The organism is Yoonia sp. I 8.24 (genome assembly GCF_022096995.1).
Lineage (GTDB): Bacteria > Pseudomonadota > Alphaproteobacteria > Rhodobacterales > Rhodobacteraceae > Yoonia.
This window is the reverse complement of the sequence record NZ_JACXGQ010000005.1, coordinates 1-16,312: the sequence shown is the minus strand read 5'-3', so window position 1 is coordinate 16,312 and position 16,312 is coordinate 1. Positions and strand designations below refer to the sequence as shown.

Genomic DNA, 16,312 nt, shown 5'->3' with positions numbered 1-16,312 from the left:
GAGTTTCCTACAGGATGTGCTGGTAAGATGCGGGGACATAGCGGAAGCGCCCTGCGTCTACTTCTTCAACATAGCCCATGCCGGGGAACGGCATATGATACCCGATAAGCGGGAACCGGTCCGCGGCAGCCATGCCAAGAATTTGCTTACGCGTGTTGGCGGCGGCTTCTTTGTCAGCGTCAAAGCGGACTTCCCATTCGGGGTAGGCCAGAGACCAAACATAGTGGTTCGCAGCATCAACCATCAGCATGACTTGCTCGCCATTGCTTTCAAGCATGTAGCCCATATGACCGGGTGTGTGCCCATAGGCCGCAACGCTGGTGATGCCTGAAACCACAGATGCACCGTCACCGATAAAGCTGGTTTTTTCCGCAAGTGGCCGCATCTTTGCATCAAACCCTTCGTTACCGGCGGCGGCCCAATGATCATATTCGACCTGACCGGTGACATAGCGGGCATTCGGATATGTCTCTGCACCGTTTTCGTCGGTCAAACCGCCGATATGGTCGCCGTGCATGTGGGTAATGACAACGATGGTCACTTCTGTTGGCGCGATACCTGCGGCCGCAAGTGCGGCTGTTGTCCCCGCAGCGGATAGGCCAGTGTCAAATAGGACAACTTCGCCAGCGGCGCGCACCACTGTGGGCGTAAAGAAGAACTGCGCCTTGTCGGAAGGGATAAAGTTCTCGGCGCTGACTGCCGCAAACTCTTCTTCGGATACGTTCATACCGAAGATTGTTTGAACATCTTCGACAGCGCGTGTGCCTGCCAGAAGCGTAGATACTTGGAATTCGCCAAGATCAAATGTGTTTTGAACGGCATTTTGTGCTGCGCTGTGACCGGCGGCTGCGGCCATCTGCGGGGCTGCGGCAATCGCAAATGGGACAGCGGCGCCTGAAAATAGGGCGGTGCGGCGTGTGATTAAAGTCATCGGGGGGCTCCGTGTTGTGTGTTAGTAGTTACAACTTAGGGTATTTCTGGGCGATCCCTAGTGAAATATTTTGCAAAACACTGTGAGGGAGAGTGGCGTGCATTTTGGGGTTGGCATTCGGCTTTGCGCATCATAGAAACACTTTTGCAAACCAGCGTGCGATTCGTCGCGCGCTGTTTTGTTTCGTCCGAGACGGTGGGTTGGCAGTTTTGCCGCTAATTCCTGCCTGAGGCGGGATAGATCAGATTTTTGAGGCTCGCCTCGGCAATTTGAGCGCCCCGTTTACATGGACTGTAGACTGTCGGGCGGCTTGCCGTGTGACAAAATTAGAGCCGGTGCTGGGCCTAATCCAGCGCCAAACTTGGAGTAAAACTGTGGATAGAGCACAAAAAGAACAGCTGGTCGACGATCTCGGCCAGATCTTTGAAAGCTCTGGCGTCGTAGTGGTTGCCCACTACGAAGGCATGACAGTTGCTGAAATGCAGGACCTGCGCGCGAACATGCGTGAAGCGGGCGGTTCCGTACGCGTTGCCAAGAACAAGCTCGCCAAAATCGCTCTTGAGGGTAAGCCATGCGCAAGCATCGCGGAATACCTCGAGGGTATGACTGTAATCGCCTATTCCGAAGACCCTGTCGCTGCTGCGAAGGTCGTGGATAAATACACCAAAGAGAACGACAAGCTTGTTGTTCTTGGTGGTGCTATGGGTGACACAGCTCTTGATCCTGCTGGTGTTAAAGCCGTTGCCGGTATGCCGTCTCGCGAGGAGCTTATTGCTTCTATCGCTGGCTGCATTGGTGCACCTGCTTCGAACATCGCTGGGGCCATTGGCGCGCCTGCTTCGAACATCGCAAGCGTTCTCTCTACTATCGAAGAGAAAGCTGCATAAAGCATCTGAATTGACTTGGGGCGATGCCCTGACGTTGGAACACACTTAAAACGAACGGAAAGCATAAAATGGCTGATCTGAAAAAACTAGCTGAAGAGATTGTTGGTCTTACCCTTCTCGAAGCACAAGAACTGAAAACTATCCTCAAAGACGAGTACGGCATCGAGCCAGCTGCTGGTGGCGCCGTAATGGTTGCTGGTGGCGCAGACGCTGGTGGCGAAGCTGCTGCTGAGAAAACTGAATTCGACGTCGTTCTGAAGAACGCCGGCGCTTCTAAAATCAACGTGATCAAAGAAGTTCGCGGCCTGACAGGTCTTGGCCTGAAAGAAGCCAAAGACTTGGTTGAAGCTGGCGGCAAGATCAAAGAAGGCGTTGCTAAGTCTGAAGCTGAAGAAGTCAAAGCGAAGCTTGAAGCTGTTGGCGCTGAGGTTGAACTGGCCTAAGCCTGTTCTAGGCAAGGGTTCCCTTGCCCTATAATTATGGCTGGGCGCGCAGAAATGCGCGTCCAGCCGAACCTGTCTTAGAGGTCGGCCAACGCTGACCGACCCCTTGGGTAGGTTTGAGATGTCGGGAGGGTGCCGGTGGGACGGCAGCCACGAATAGACATCAAACCCCCGGTCAAATGGGTGATGTGTCGCGGCCCGGGCGATGCAGCATTCGAGAGACAAACAAAAGGTGACACCGCTTATGGCTTCTACTTTCCTTGGTCAGAAACGCCTGCGCAAGTACTACGGCAAAATCCGTGAAGTGCTTGAAATGCCGAACCTCATTGAGGTTCAGAAATCTTCTTACGATCTATTCCTGCGCTCTGGCGACAGTGACACACCGCTTGACGGTGAAGGCATCAAAGGTGTCTTCCAGTCGGTGTTCCCGATCAAAGATTTCAACGAAACCGCTTTGCTTGAGTTCGTGAAATACGAACTTGAAAAGCCAAAATACGATGTCGAAGAGTGCATGCAGCGCGACATGACGTATAGCGCCCCATTGAAGGTGACGCTGCGTTTGATCGTGTTTGATGTGGACGAAGACACAGGCAACAAGTCTGTCAAAGATATCAAAGAACAAGACGTGTTCATGGGCGATATGCCTTTGATGACCCCGAACGGCACATTTGTCGTGAACGGCACAGAGCGCGTGATCGTGTCCCAAATGCACCGTTCGCCCGGCGTGTTCTTTGATCACGACAAAGGGAAAACCCATTCATCAGGTAAACTGCTGTTTGCTTGCCGCATTATCCCATACCGCGGCAGCTGGCTTGACTTTGAATTCGACGCCAAGGACCTTGTGTTCTGCCGGATTGACCGTCGCCGCAAACTGCCTGTGACAACCCTGCTCTATGCGCTGGGTCTGGACCAAGAAGGCATCATGGATGCCTATTACGACACCGTCGAATATCACCTCGATGCCAAAGCGATGGCGTGGCAGACAAAGTTCTTCCCAGAGCGTGTGCGCGGCACCCGCCCTGCGTTTGATCTTGTTGATGCGAAAACGGGCGAAGTGATCGCAAAAGCTGGTGAAAAAGTTACTCCACGTTCAGTCAAAAAACTGATCGACGCTGGCGAAGTTACTGATCTGCTGGTCCCTTACGAAAACATCATCGGCAAGTTCGTGTCGACGGACATCATCAACGAAGAAACGGGTGCGATTTACGTCGAAGCCGGTGATGAGTTGACTGTCGAAGTTGACAAAGCGGGCGACGTTATTGGCGGCACATTGAAAGATCTGGTTGATGCGGGCATCACCACGATCCCCGTGCTTGATATCGATAACGTCAATGTTGGCGCTTACATGCGTAACACGATGGCGTCTGATAAAAACATGAACCGCGAAACTGCGCTCATGGATATCTACCGCGTGATGCGTCCGGGTGAGCCACCGACCGTTGAATCAGCATCATCCCTGTTCGACACGTTGTTCTTTGATTCAGAGCGCTACGACCTATCTGCTGTTGGTCGTGTGAAGATGAACATGCGTCTTGATCTGGATGCCGAAGACACCATGCGCACCCTGCGCAAAGAAGATATTGTGTCTTGTATCAAAGCGCTGGTTGAACTGCGCGATGGCAAAGGCGACGTGGACGATATTGACCACCTCGGCAACCGTCGTGTGCGTTCTGTTGGCGAGCTGATGGAAAACCAATACCGTGTTGGTTTGCTTCGCATGGAGCGCGCGATCAAAGAACGTATGTCATCTGTCGAAATCGACACGGTGATGCCACAAGATTTGATCAACGCGAAACCTGCGGCTGCCGCTGTGCGTGAATTCTTTGGCTCTAGCCAATTGTCACAGTTCATGGACCAAACTAACCCACTGTCAGAAGTCACGCACAAGCGTCGTCTGTCTGCGCTTGGGCCCGGCGGTTTGACCCGTGAACGTGCTGGCTTTGAAGTCCGTGACGTTCACCCAACCCACTACGGTCGTATGTGTCCGATTGAAACGCCCGAAGGGCCGAACATTGGTCTGATCAACTCACTCGCGACATTTGCGCGTGTGAACAAATACGGCTTTATCGAAACACCATACCGCAAGGTTGTCGACGGCAAGGTGACGGATGATGTGCAATACATGTCCGCGACCGAAGAAATGCGCCACACTGTTGCGCAGGCCAACGCGAACTTGAACGAAGATGGCGGGTTCAACAACGATCTCGTATCGACGCGTATGAACGGTGACTACACGCTTGCCCCACGTGAAAACGTTGACTTGATCGACGTGTCACCAAAGCAGCTGGTCTCTGTTGCGGCCTCTTTGATCCCATTCCTTGAAAACGACGATGCGAACCGGGCCCTGATGGGATCGAACATGATGCGTCAGGCTGTGCCATTGCTTCAGGCCGAGGCCCCATTGGTGGGTACTGGTATCGAAGAAGTGGTTGCACGCGATTCAGGTGCGGCGATCATGGCGAAACGCGCGGGTATCATCGACCAAGTTGATGCGCAGCGTATCGTTATTCGTGCGACGCATGATCTGGAACTGGGCGACGCAGGCGTAGACATTTACCGCATGCGTAAATTCCAACGTTCTAACCAAAATACCTGCATCAACCAGCGTCCGCTGGTGAAGGTTGGTGATACGGTTCTGAAAGGCGAAGTTATTGCCGATGGTCCATCTACGGACATCGGTGAATTGGCGTTGGGTAAAAACGTGGTCGTCGCGTTTATGCCTTGGAACGGCTACAACTACGAAGATTCGATCCTGATTTCAGAGCGGATTACACGTGATGACGTCTTCACTTCGATCCACATCGAAGAATTCGAAGTCGCCGCCCGTGATACAAAGCTTGGGCCAGAAGAAATCACACGCGATATTCCGAACGTTGGTGAAGAAGCGCTGCGTAACCTCGACGAGGCTGGCATCGTGTACATCGGCGCCGAAGTAGAGCCGGGTGACATTCTGGTTGGTAAGATCACACCAAAAGGCGAAAGCCCGATGACACCAGAAGAAAAGCTTCTGCGCGCCATCTTTGGTGAGAAAGCATCCGACGTGCGTGATACATCACTGCGCGTGAAGCCAGGTGATTTCGGGACTGTTGTTGAAGTACGCGTCTTTAACCGCCACGGAGTGGAAAAAGACGAACGTGCGCTGCAAATTGAGCGTGAAGAAGTCGAACGTCTGGCACGTGACCGTGACGATGAAATGGTCATCCTTGACCGGAACATCTATGCGCGCCTGAAGTCGATGATCATTGGCAAAGAAGCTGTCAAAGGTCCACGTGGCTTTAAGCCGAACTCAATTGTGACCGAAGAATCCTTGGCCGATCTGAGCCGTGGTCAATGGTGGCAGGTTGCCCTGAAGGATGAAGCTGACGCACAGGTGGTCGAAGCCCTGAACGAACAGTATGAAATCCAGAAGAAGGCAATGGACGCACGGTTCGAAGACAAAGTCGAAAAAGTCCGCCGTGGCGATGATTTGCCACCGGGTGTGATGAAGATGGTCAAAGTCTTCGTCGCGGTGAAGCGTAAGCTGCAACCGGGCGATAAGATGGCGGGTCGTCACGGGAACAAAGGTGTTATTTCCAAGGTTGTACCAATGGAAGACATGCCGTTCCTTGCCGATGGTACGCCGGTTGATTTCTGTCTGAACCCGCTGGGTGTGCCTTCACGGATGAACGTCGGTCAGATTCTTGAGTGTCACATGGGCTGGGCCGCACGCGGTCTGGGTATCCAGATTGATGATGCGCTTGGTGAATACCGTCGCTCTGGTGATCTGACACCTGTGCGCGATGCGATGAAAATCGTCTATGGCGATAACGTCTATGACGAAGGCATCGAAGGCATGGACGAGGGTCAAATTGTCGAAGCTGCTGGCAACGTTGTCCGCGGTGTGCCGATTGCGACACCTGTCTTTGACGGTGCGAAAGAACTGGATGTGAACGATGCGCTGACACGCGCAGGGTTCGATACATCTGGTCAATCGGTTCTGTTTGATGGCCGTACCGGTGAACAGTTTAGCCGTAAGGTTACTGTGGGTGTGAAATACCTGCTGAAACTGCACCACTTGGTCGACGACAAGATCCACGCACGGTCTACCGGGCCTTACAGCCTTGTCACGCAACAGCCGCTGGGTGGTAAAGCCCAGTTTGGTGGTCAGCGTTTCGGGGAAATGGAAGTCTGGGCGCTTGAAGCATATGGCGCGGCTTACACGCTGCAAGAGATGCTGACAGTCAAGTCTGATGATGTTGCTGGCCGGACGAAAGTCTACGAAAGCATCGTCAAAGGCGAAGACAACTTTGAGGCAGGCGTCCCAGAGTCGTTCAACGTGCTCGTGAAAGAAGTCCGGGGCCTCGGCCTCAACATGGAACTCCTGGATGCGGAGGATGAGGAGTAGGGCCGCGCGCCTTACTCCCCCACCCTCTAACGCACCCAATTCAAGGAATTGAAGATGAACCAGGAACTGACAAACAACCCGTTTAACCCGCTCACACCGGCGAAAACGTTTGACGAAATCAAGGTGTCTTTGGCATCTCCGGAACGCATCCTTTCATGGTCGTTCGGTGAGATTAAGAAGCCCGAAACCATCAACTACCGGACGTTCAAGCCAGAGCGTGACGGTCTGTTCTGCGCGCGTATCTTTGGCCCGATCAAAGATTACGAATGCCTGTGCGGCAAATATAAGCGCATGAAATATCGCGGCGTGGTCTGCGAAAAATGTGGCGTCGAAGTCACGCTGCAAAAAGTACGTCGCGAACGTATGGGTCACATCGAACTGGCTGCGCCCGTTGCGCACATCTGGTTCTTGAAATCACTGCCATCTCGCATCGGTCTGATGCTCGACATGACATTGCGTGATCTTGAGCGCATCCTGTACTTTGAAAACTACGTTGTGATCGAGCCCGGCCTGACTGACCTGACCTATGGCCAGTTGATGACCGAAGAAGAATACAACGACGCGCAGGATCTGTACGGCATGGACGCGTTCCAAGCCAACATCGGTGCTGAAGCGATCCGCGAAATGCTGTCCCAGATTGATCTGGACGGTGAAGCGGAACAGCTGCGTGCGGACCTCAAAGAAGCCACTGGCGAATTGAAGCCCAAGAAGATCATCAAGCGTTTGAAGATCGTCGAAAGCTTCCTCGAATCTGGCAACCGTCCGGAATGGATGGTCATGACCGTGATTCCTGTGATCCCGCCAGAGCTGCGCCCGCTGGTGCCGCTGGACGGCGGTCGTTTTGCGACCTCTGATCTGAACGATCTGTATCGCCGCGTGATCAACCGGAACAACCGTTTGAAGCGTCTGATCGAATTGCGCGCACCTGACATCATCGTTCGTAACGAAAAGCGGATGTTGCAGGAATCTGTGGATGCGCTGTTCGACAACGGCCGTCGTGGCCGCGTGATCACTGGCGCCAACAAGCGTCCGTTGAAATCACTGTCCGACATGCTGAAAGGTAAGCAAGGTCGCTTCCGTCAAAACCTTTTGGGGAAACGCGTCGACTTCTCTGGCCGGTCGGTCATTGTGACGGGTCCCGAGCTGAAGCTGCACCAATGTGGTTTGCCGAAAAAGATGGCTCTCGAACTGTTCAAGCCGTTCATCTATTCGCGTCTCGAAGCCAAAGGTCTGTCGTCAACAGTGAAACAGGCGAAAAAGCTGGTCGAAAAAGAGCGTCCCGAAGTCTGGGATATCTTGGACGAGGTGATCCGCGAACACCCTGTGTTCCTCAACCGTGCGCCAACGCTGCACCGTTTGGGCATTCAGGCGTTCGAACCCACTTTGATCGAAGGTAAGGCCATTCAGCTACACCCGCTTGTTTGTTCTGCGTTTAACGCTGACTTTGACGGCGACCAAATGGCGGTTCACGTGCCACTTTCACTTGAGGCGCAGCTTGAAGCCCGCGTCTTGATGATGTCGACAAACAACGTTCTGTCCCCTGCCAACGGTGCACCGATTATCGTGCCGTCACAGGATATGATTTTGGGTCTCTACTACACGACCATCATGCGCGAAGGCATGAAGGGCGAAGGTATGGAGTTCAAAGACATCGAAGAAGTCGAACATGCTTTGAACGCTGGTGAAGTGCATCTGCATGCCAAAATCAGCGCGCGTATGCCGCAAATCGACGAAGAAGGTAACGAAGTGATGGTTCGCTTCGAAACAACACCGGGCCGGATGCGTCTTGGTGGTCTTCTGCCGATGAACGCAAAAGCACCATTTGCTTTGGTCAACCGTTTGCTGCGTAAGAAAGAAGTGCAGCAGATCATTGATACCGTCTACCGCTACTGTGGTCAGAAGGAATCGGTTATCTTCTGTGACCAGATCATGACCATGGGCTTTCGCGAAGCGTTTAAGGCTGGCATCTCGTTCGGTAAGGACGACATGGTTGTGCCTGACACCAAGTGGCCGTTGGTCGAAGAAACACGCGATCTCGTGAAAGACTTTGAACAGCAGTACATGGACGGCCTGATTACACAGGGCGAAAAGTACAACAAAGTTGTTGATGCATGGTCAAAGTGTAACGACAAAGTCACCGATGCGATGATGTCAACAATTTCGGATTCTGGCCACGATACGGCTGGCGCTGAAAACGAGCCGAACTCTGTTTACATGATGGCCCACTCTGGTGCGCGTGGCTCGGTCACGCAGATGAAACAGCTGGGCGGTATGCGCGGTTTGATGGCAAAGCCAAACGGCGAAATCATCGAAACACCGATCATCTCGAACTTTAAAGAAGGTCTGACCGTTCTCGAGTACTTTAACTCGACGCACGGTGCCCGTAAGGGTCTGTCAGATACCGCTTTGAAAACTGCGAACTCTGGTTACCTGACACGTCGTTTGGTTGATGTTGCCCAAGATTGCATCGTCCGCGAAATTGATTGTGGCACTGAACGCGCGATCACCGCCGAAGCCGCCGTCAACGATGGTGAGGTCGTATCGTCCTTGGCTGAACGTGTTCTTGGTCGTGTCTCTGCTGATGATGTTCTCAAGCCGGGCACAGACGAAGTTATCGTCGAAGCTGGTGAACTCATCGACGAACGCAAGGCTGACATGATCGACATCGCCGGCATCGCTAAAATGCGTATCCGCAGCCCGCTGACCTGTGAAGCCGAAGATGGCGTTTGTGCAATGTGCTATGGTCGTGACCTTGCACGCGGTACACGCGTCAACATCGGTGAGGCCGTCGGCATCATCGCGGCGCAGTCGATTGGTGAGCCTGGTACACAGCTGACCATGCGGACGTTCCACATTGGTGGTGTTGCTCAAGGTGGCCAACAATCGTTCCAAGAGGCGTCACAGCCAGGTAAAGTTCGGTTCGACAACGCCACGTTGCTCGAAAATGCCGCCGGCGAAATGGTAGTGATGGGACGGAATATGACCCTGTCGATCACCGATGCCGAAGGCGCAGAGCTTGCCAACCATAAGGTTGGGTATGGCTCTAAGGTCTTTGTCACGGACGGGCAGGATATTTTGCGCGGCGACAAGCTGTTCGAATGGGATCCATATACGCTGCCGATCATTGCTGAAAAATCCGGTAAGGCGAAATACGTCGACCTGGTGAACGGGATTGCCGTACGCGAAGATACCGATGATGCGACGGGTATGACCCAGCGTATTGTTGCTGACTGGCGTGCTGCACCTAAAGGTAATGAGCTTGCACCAAAGATCATCGTTGTCGGTGAAGATGGCGAAGTCATCTCAAAAGATGACGGCAACCCTGTTTCCTATGGCATGTCTGTTGATGCGGTTCTGTCTGTTGAAGACGGCGAAGAAGTCAAAGCTGGTGACGTTGTTGCGCGCATTCCACGTGAAGGTGCGAAAACCAAGGACATTACCGGTGGTCTGCCACGTGTGGCTGAACTGTTCGAAGCCCGCCGTCCAAAAGACCACGCAATCATCGCTGAAATCGATGGCTACGTGCGCTTTGGTAAGGACTATAAGAACAAACGCCGCATCGCGATTGAATCTGCTGATGATGCAGACATCAAGGTCGAATACATGGTGCCTAAGGGTAAGCACATCCCGGTTGTGGAAGGTGATTTTGTCCAAAAGGGCGATTACATCATGGATGGTAACCCTGCGCCGCACGATATTCTTGCGGTAATGGGTGTCGAAGCCTTGGCTGACTATATGATCGACGAAGTCCAAGACGTTTATCGTCTGCAGGGTGTTAAGATCAACGATAAGCACATCGAAGTTATCGTGCGTCAGATGCTCCAGAAATGGGAAATCCAAGACAGCGGTGACACTGTTCTGCTCAAAGGCGAAAACGTCGACAAGGCAGAATTCGATGAGGCAAACGCCAAAGCTGAAAAGCGCGGTGACCGTCCGGCAACCGGTGAGCCGATCCTCTTGGGGATCACCAAGGCATCGCTGCAAACCCGGTCGTTCATCTCTGCGGCGTCGTTCCAGGAAACCACACGCGTGCTGACCGAATCTTCGGTTCAGGGCAAACGTGACAAACTGATCGGTCTCAAGGAAAACGTCATCGTGGGTCGTTTGATCCCAGCAGGTACCGGCGGCGCGACGCAGCAAATGCGCAAAGTTGCGGTTGATCGCGATAACGTCGTGCTCGAAGCGCGGCGGATCGAGGCAGAGCAAGCAGCAGCGCTTGCAGCCCCGACTGCGCCAAGCGAAGACGACGTATTCGCAACGCCAGAAGGCGACGACGCGTAAGCAGCGCAACAGAAAAATAGAAAAGGCCCCCGTTCATCGCGGGGGCCTTTTTTGTAGGGCGGTTCAACGCGTCATCTGGTACGAAGCATAACGTCTGAATACGACTGCACCGACACATCTGGAGGTGAAGATATGCGTAACAACAAGATTGCTGTATTCATCCGCACTCATGCGTTCACACCGCAAGTTGCGCAGCTTGCTTCTACATTGACCGAAGGCTTTGGCTCGGAGGTAATCATGATCGCTGATGAACGGTAAGGTCCAATTCCGACAGAAGGCTACCAAAAAATATCGTTGACTGAGGCGTTGGTGTGATCTTGGGAGATCGTATCTTTGCCGAAAGACTGGGGCTGGCTGTGCGGTGATTTTTGTTACTATGCGGCACGCGCGGAAGCACCCGACGCAAGTTGGTATGTCTTGATCGAAAGCGATGTCTTCGTGACCCTTGACGCGGCGCAAGGGCTTGCGTCGCAGAGCGACGCTGATGCACTTGCTTGTTCGCTGGGGCACACCGACGCCCCGAAGATCTATTCCAAAGATCTTGAACATCTCGGAATTACGTCACACTGCGGATGCATTTTTGCGGCTACCTGCATCCGTGATCATGTCATTGATAAAATGCTTTCGTTGCGTACGCAGGCGCAACGTGCAGGTCATTGCCGTATTAACGACGAAGCTGTCATGGCGGGAGCGCTGATTTCCAACGTTCTATCGTTCGAAGACTTGTTCCACTCATTACCAGACCTGTTTTCTCCGAACTATTTTAAAACAAACCCGCCACATCTCTACGAAGCGATGCCGACCGCGGAGGCAAACCAGTCGGTCGTTCACCCAACCATTCCCTTAGACCTCATACTAGAGCGAATAATAACGGGTAAAAAAACTATTCTCGGCACCGTTTGCGCAAAGCCTTACGAGAAGCACCGCGCAGAATTCGGTTGCAAATCAAGGCTGCTTTGAACGCAAAGAATAGTGGGTGATCAAAGATTAACACCAAGAGACTAGGCGTGCCGCATTTCGGATGGATTCAGTCTGTTTATGTACCTGAGCCGCTAACAGTTGTGATAAGCATTTAGGAATGACACCCTTTTCAGAAAACCTACGCGGCGCGGGTCTCATGATGGGGGGGATGTGTGCCTATACGCTCAATGACGCGTTTATGAAGTCCTTGGCGGATGAGGTGCCACTGTTTGAGGCGGTGCTCATCCGGGGCATTGGCGCGATTATTTGTTTAGCGATCATGTGCAAGCTGTTGGGCCAATTGCGGTTTAACCTGCCGCGCCGGGATTGGGGGTTGATCATTGTGCGCACTCTGGGCGAGGTTGGCGGCACGTATTTCTTTTTGACAGCACTGTTCAACATGCCAATTGCCAATGTCAGCGCGATTTTACAATCGTTGCCGCTGGCAGTGAGCCTGAGCGCGATGGTCTTTTTGCATGAACCCTTGGGATGGCGCAGGATGGCCGCGATTAGCGTGGGATTTGCGGGCGTTTTACTGATTATCCAGCCGGGCGGCGCTGATTTTAACCACTATAGTCTGTATGCGCTTTGCGCCGTGGCCTGCGTCACGCTGCGCGATATTGTGGTGCGGCGCATGTCGCGTGATGTGCCATCGGTGTTTGTCGCGCTGATTGCAGCGGTAGGTGTGACCATGCTCGGCGCCGTTGGTACCCTGTTTATTGAACCCGTTGCCCTGTCACCAAAAGCATCTTTGCAATTGTTTGGCGCGACCGGGTTTTTGATCTGCGGCTACATCTTTTCTGTCACAGCAATGCGCTGGGGTGAGATTAGTTTTGTGGCTCCGTTCCGCTATACCAGTCTCGTTGTTGCCCTGATTTTGGGTGTCGTGGTCTTTGGTGAATGGCCCAATATGCTGACGTTGATCGGCGCGGCTGTCGTGGTGGCAACGGGGCTGTTCACGCTTTACCGCGAAAGCCGATTGCATGTGCCCCGTAACCCTGTGGTATCACCGCGTTAACACTGGGTTTGCGCCTGTTGACAGCTTCAGCGACTCCGCCTATACGCCGCACATCCGGGCCAGGGGAATACCCTTTTTTGTCCCGATATCTAAGTTGAGTGGTCAAGAACCGAACGCCTATTGTTTTGTTCCTCTGTAGCCCAACCGCACCGAACCTCCGGTAAGGGTTCGACTGCGGAATTTTTGTGCTTTTCGAAGACGAAAAGTATTTTGAAACCGCCTCTCACAAGGGGGCACACATGTGAATAGATGGGAACATCAAACGATGCCAACGATTCAGCAGCTGATCCGCAAGCCGCGCCAGCCAAAAGTTACACGATCCAAATCGCTGCATATGGAAGGCTGCCCGCAAAAGCGCGGCGTCTGTACGCGCGTTTATACAACGACACCAAAGAAACCAAACTCTGCGATGCGTAAGGTTGCCAAAGTGCGCCTGACAAACGGTTTCGAAGTCATCTCTTACATCCCCGGTGAAAGCCACAACCTTCAGGAACACTCAGTGGTTCTGATCCGCGGCGGCCGTGTAAAAGATTTGCCAGGTGTGCGTTACCACATTCTGCGCGGTGTGCTTGATACCCAAGGTGTCAAAGACCGTAAGCAACGCCGTTCGAAGTACGGCGCGAAGCGTCCTAAGTAAGGAATACTATAGATGTCACGTCGTCACGCCGCTGAAAAACGCGAAGTACTGCCAGACGCAAAGTTTGGCGATATCATCCTGACCAAATTCATGAACAACCTCATGATTGATGGTAAGAAATCTGTAGCTGAACGCATCGTTTACAACGCATTCGATCGCGTTGAAGACAAGCTGAAAAAAGCCCCAGTGGAAGTGTTCCACGAAGCGCTTGAAAACATCAAACCATCCGTCGAAGTGCGTTCGCGCCGCGTCGGTGGTGCGACATACCAAGTTCCCGTTGAAGTGCGCCCAGAGCGCCGTGAAGCATTGGCCATCCGTTGGTTGATCAAAGCTGCGAAATCACGCAACGAAAACACAATGGAAGAACGCCTTGCAGGCGAGCTGGTCGATGCCGTGAATGGTCGCGGTACAGCCGTCAAGAAGCGCGAAGACACCCATAAAATGGCCGATGCGAACAAAGCATTCAGCCACTACCGCTGGTAATAGGAAGCACCTGAAATGGCACGCGAGTATCCTCTCGATCTATACCGGAACTTTGGTATCATGGCGCATATTGATGCCGGTAAAACCACATGTTCCGAACGTATCCTGTACTATACAGGTAAAGAACATAACATCGGCGAAGTGCACGATGGCGCTGCAACCATGGACCACATGGAACAAGAGCAAGAGCGCGGAATTACCATTACCTCTGCTGCGACAACCACATTCTGGGAACGCACTGAAGACGGTGAAACTGCTGACAGCCCTAAGCACCGCTTGAACATCATTGACACCCCCGGCCACGTTGACTTCACAATTGAAGTTGAGCGTTCGCTTGCGGTTCTTGATGGTGCTGTCTGTGTTCTTGACGCCAACGCTGGTGTTGAGCCGCAAACAGAAACTGTTTGGCGTCAGGCTGACCGCTACAAAGTGCCGCGTATGGTTTTTGTCAATAAAATGGACAAAATCGGCGCGGACTTCTTTAACTGTGTTCACATGGTTGAAGACCGTACTGGTGCGCGCGCTATTCCGGTTGCGATCCCAATTGGTGCCGAGACTGAGCTCGAAGGCCAGCTTGACCTCGTCACTATGGAAGAATGGCTGTGGCAGGGTGAAGACCTTGGTGCATCTTGGATCAAAGCCCCTATTCGTGAAAGCCTGCAAGACATGGCAAACGAATGGCGCGGTAAGCTGATCGAAGCCGCCGTCGAAATGGACGACGACGCGATGATGGAATACCTCGAAGGCAACGAGCCTGACGTTCCAACACTGCGCACGCTGATCCGCAAGGGTTGCTTGTCTATGTCATTCGTGCCGGTTTTGGGTGGTTCAGCGTTTAAAAACAAAGGTGTTCAGCCACTGTTGAACGCTGTTGTTGACTATCTGCCAAGCCCGCTCGACGTTGTTGACTACATGGGCTTTAAACCCGGCGACGAAGACGAGGTTCGTGACATCGCACGCCGTGCGGATGATGACATGGCGTTCTCTGCGCTTGCGTTCAAAATCTGGAATGACCCATTCGTGGGCTCGCTGACATTTACACGGATCTACTCCGGTAAATTGGAAAAAGGCGACAACTTCCTGAACTCGACCAAAGGCAAAAAAGAGCGCGTTGGCCGCATGATGATCATGCACTCTAACGACCGTGATGAAATCAGCGAAGCATTCTCTGGTGACATTATCGCGCTTGGTGGTCTGAAAGATACAACTACCGGTGATACGCTTTGTTCTATCGCTGAACCTGTTGTTCTTGAAACAATGACGTTCCCCGATCCTGTGATCGAGATCGCCGTTGAGCCTAAAACCAAAGGCGACCAAGAAAAGATGGGCCTTGCTCTCCAACGCTTGTCCGCCGAAGATCCGTCTTTCCGCGTGGAAACTGACCTCGAATCTGGTCAGACCATCATGAAAGGCATGGGCGAACTTCACCTTGATATTCTTGTCGACCGTATGCGTCGTGAATTTAAAGTTGAGGCGAACATTGGCGCACCACAAGTGGCCTACCGTGAAACCATTGGTCACGCGGTTGAGCACAGCTACACTCATAAGAAACAGTCCGGTGGTTCTGGTCAGTTCGGTGAAGTGAAGTTGAGCATCATGCCGACGGAACCTGGTGAAGGCTTCTCGTTTGAATCTAAGATCGTTGGTGGTGCCGTTCCTAAGGAATACATCCCCGGTGTTGAAAAAGGCATCAAATCTGTCATGGACAGCGGCCCCTTGGCTGGCTTCCCTGTGATCGACTTTAAGGTGGAACTGCTTGACGGTAAATTCCACGATGTTGACTCCAGCATCCTCGCATTCGAAATCGCTGCACGTATGTGTATGCGTGAAGGGATGCGCAAAGCTGGCGCGAAACTGCTTGAGCCAATCATGAAAGTCGAAGTGATTACACCTGAAGAATATACAGGTGGTATCATCGGTGACCTGACATCACGTCGGGGCATGGTTCAGGGTCAAGACACACGCGGCAACGCGATTGCGATTGACTGCTTTGTGCCACTGGCAAACATGTTCGGCTACATCAACACGTTGCGCTCTATGTCTTCGGGCCGCGCCAACTTTACGATGCAGTTCGGGCACTACGAAGCGGTGCCGCAGAACCTGTCTGACGAGATCCAAAAGAAATACGCCTAACCCTTTTGGGTTAGGCGCCCCGGGTTTGCGCCCGGGGCATACAATAATTTGAATATCCAAGGAGGCCATCATGGCTAAGGAAAAGTTTGAACGTACAAAACCGCACGTTAACATTGGTACAATTGGCCACGTTGACCACGGCAAGACGACCCTGA

12 protein-coding genes are annotated in these 16,312 nt (G+C 52.9%); 11 read left to right on the top strand and 1 reads right to left on the bottom strand.

The annotated features are described in order from the left end of the window. Nucleotides 1–7: 7 nt before the first annotated feature. The gene (locus tag Yoon_RS10880) at nucleotides 8–931 is read right to left on the bottom strand and encodes an MBL fold metallo-hydrolase (protein ID WP_238112244.1); all 924 of its coding nucleotides are present in this window, start codon (nucleotides 929–931) and stop codon (nucleotides 8–10) included. Between the two features lie 374 nt (nucleotides 932–1,305). On the opposite strand from Yoon_RS10880, the gene rplJ reads away from it, so the two are divergent. The 11 genes from rplJ to Yoon_RS10830 all read left to right on the top strand — a co-directional run. Beyond that, entirely contained in the window at nucleotides 1,306–1,818 is a 513-nt protein-coding gene (gene rplJ, locus Yoon_RS10875; RefSeq protein WP_238112243.1) for a 50S ribosomal protein L10, read from the top strand. A 68-nt stretch (nucleotides 1,819–1,886) separates the two neighbouring features. Continuing rightward, nucleotides 1,887–2,261 carry a 50S ribosomal protein L7/L12 gene (rplL, locus tag Yoon_RS10870; protein WP_238112242.1) on the top strand — a complete coding sequence of 125 codons (375 nt, stop codon included), beginning with the start codon at nucleotides 1,887–1,889 and terminating at the stop codon, nucleotides 2,259–2,261. 244 nt (nucleotides 2,262–2,505) lie between these two features. After that, on the top strand, nucleotides 2,506–6,645 hold the full coding sequence (gene rpoB, locus Yoon_RS10865; protein ID WP_238112241.1) for a DNA-directed RNA polymerase subunit beta: 4,140 nt from the start codon (nucleotides 2,506–2,508) through the stop codon (nucleotides 6,643–6,645). A 54-nt stretch (nucleotides 6,646–6,699) separates the two neighbouring features. Further along, nucleotides 6,700–10,926: a DNA-directed RNA polymerase subunit beta' gene (gene rpoC / locus Yoon_RS10860; protein ID WP_238112240.1), complete on the top strand. Its 4,227-nt coding sequence runs from the start codon at nucleotides 6,700–6,702 to the stop codon at nucleotides 10,924–10,926. A gap of 132 nt (nucleotides 10,927–11,058) precedes the next feature. Beyond that, nucleotides 11,059–11,184 carry a hypothetical protein gene (locus tag Yoon_RS17930; RefSeq protein ID WP_255698801.1) on the top strand — a complete coding sequence of 42 codons (126 nt, stop codon included), beginning with the start codon at nucleotides 11,059–11,061 and terminating at the stop codon, nucleotides 11,182–11,184. Between the two features lie 75 nt (nucleotides 11,185–11,259). Next, on the top strand, nucleotides 11,260–11,886 hold the full coding sequence (locus Yoon_RS10855) for a hypothetical protein (protein WP_238112239.1): 627 nt from the start codon (nucleotides 11,260–11,262) through the stop codon (nucleotides 11,884–11,886). Nucleotides 11,887–12,004: 118 nt separating this feature from the next. Next, nucleotides 12,005–12,904 carry a DMT family transporter gene (locus Yoon_RS10850; protein WP_238112238.1) on the top strand — a complete coding sequence of 300 codons (900 nt, stop codon included), beginning with the start codon at nucleotides 12,005–12,007 and terminating at the stop codon, nucleotides 12,902–12,904. A 265-nt stretch (nucleotides 12,905–13,169) separates the two neighbouring features. Then, nucleotides 13,170–13,541 carry a 30S ribosomal protein S12 gene (gene rpsL / locus Yoon_RS10845; RefSeq protein ID WP_072901927.1) on the top strand — a complete coding sequence of 124 codons (372 nt, stop codon included), beginning with the start codon at nucleotides 13,170–13,172 and terminating at the stop codon, nucleotides 13,539–13,541. 12 nt (nucleotides 13,542–13,553) lie between these two features. Then, a complete protein-coding gene (gene rpsG / locus Yoon_RS10840) occupies nucleotides 13,554–14,024 on the top strand; it encodes a 30S ribosomal protein S7 (RefSeq protein ID WP_238112236.1) in 471 nt (156 codons plus the stop codon). A gap of 15 nt (nucleotides 14,025–14,039) precedes the next feature. Next, on the top strand, nucleotides 14,040–16,157 hold the full coding sequence (gene fusA, locus Yoon_RS10835) for an elongation factor G (RefSeq protein ID WP_238112234.1): 2,118 nt from the start codon (nucleotides 14,040–14,042) through the stop codon (nucleotides 16,155–16,157). 70 nt (nucleotides 16,158–16,227) lie between these two features. After that, nucleotides 16,228–16,312 (top strand): GTP-binding protein (locus tag Yoon_RS10830; protein ID WP_170377556.1); only part of this gene is annotated, 85 nt, incomplete at its 3' end.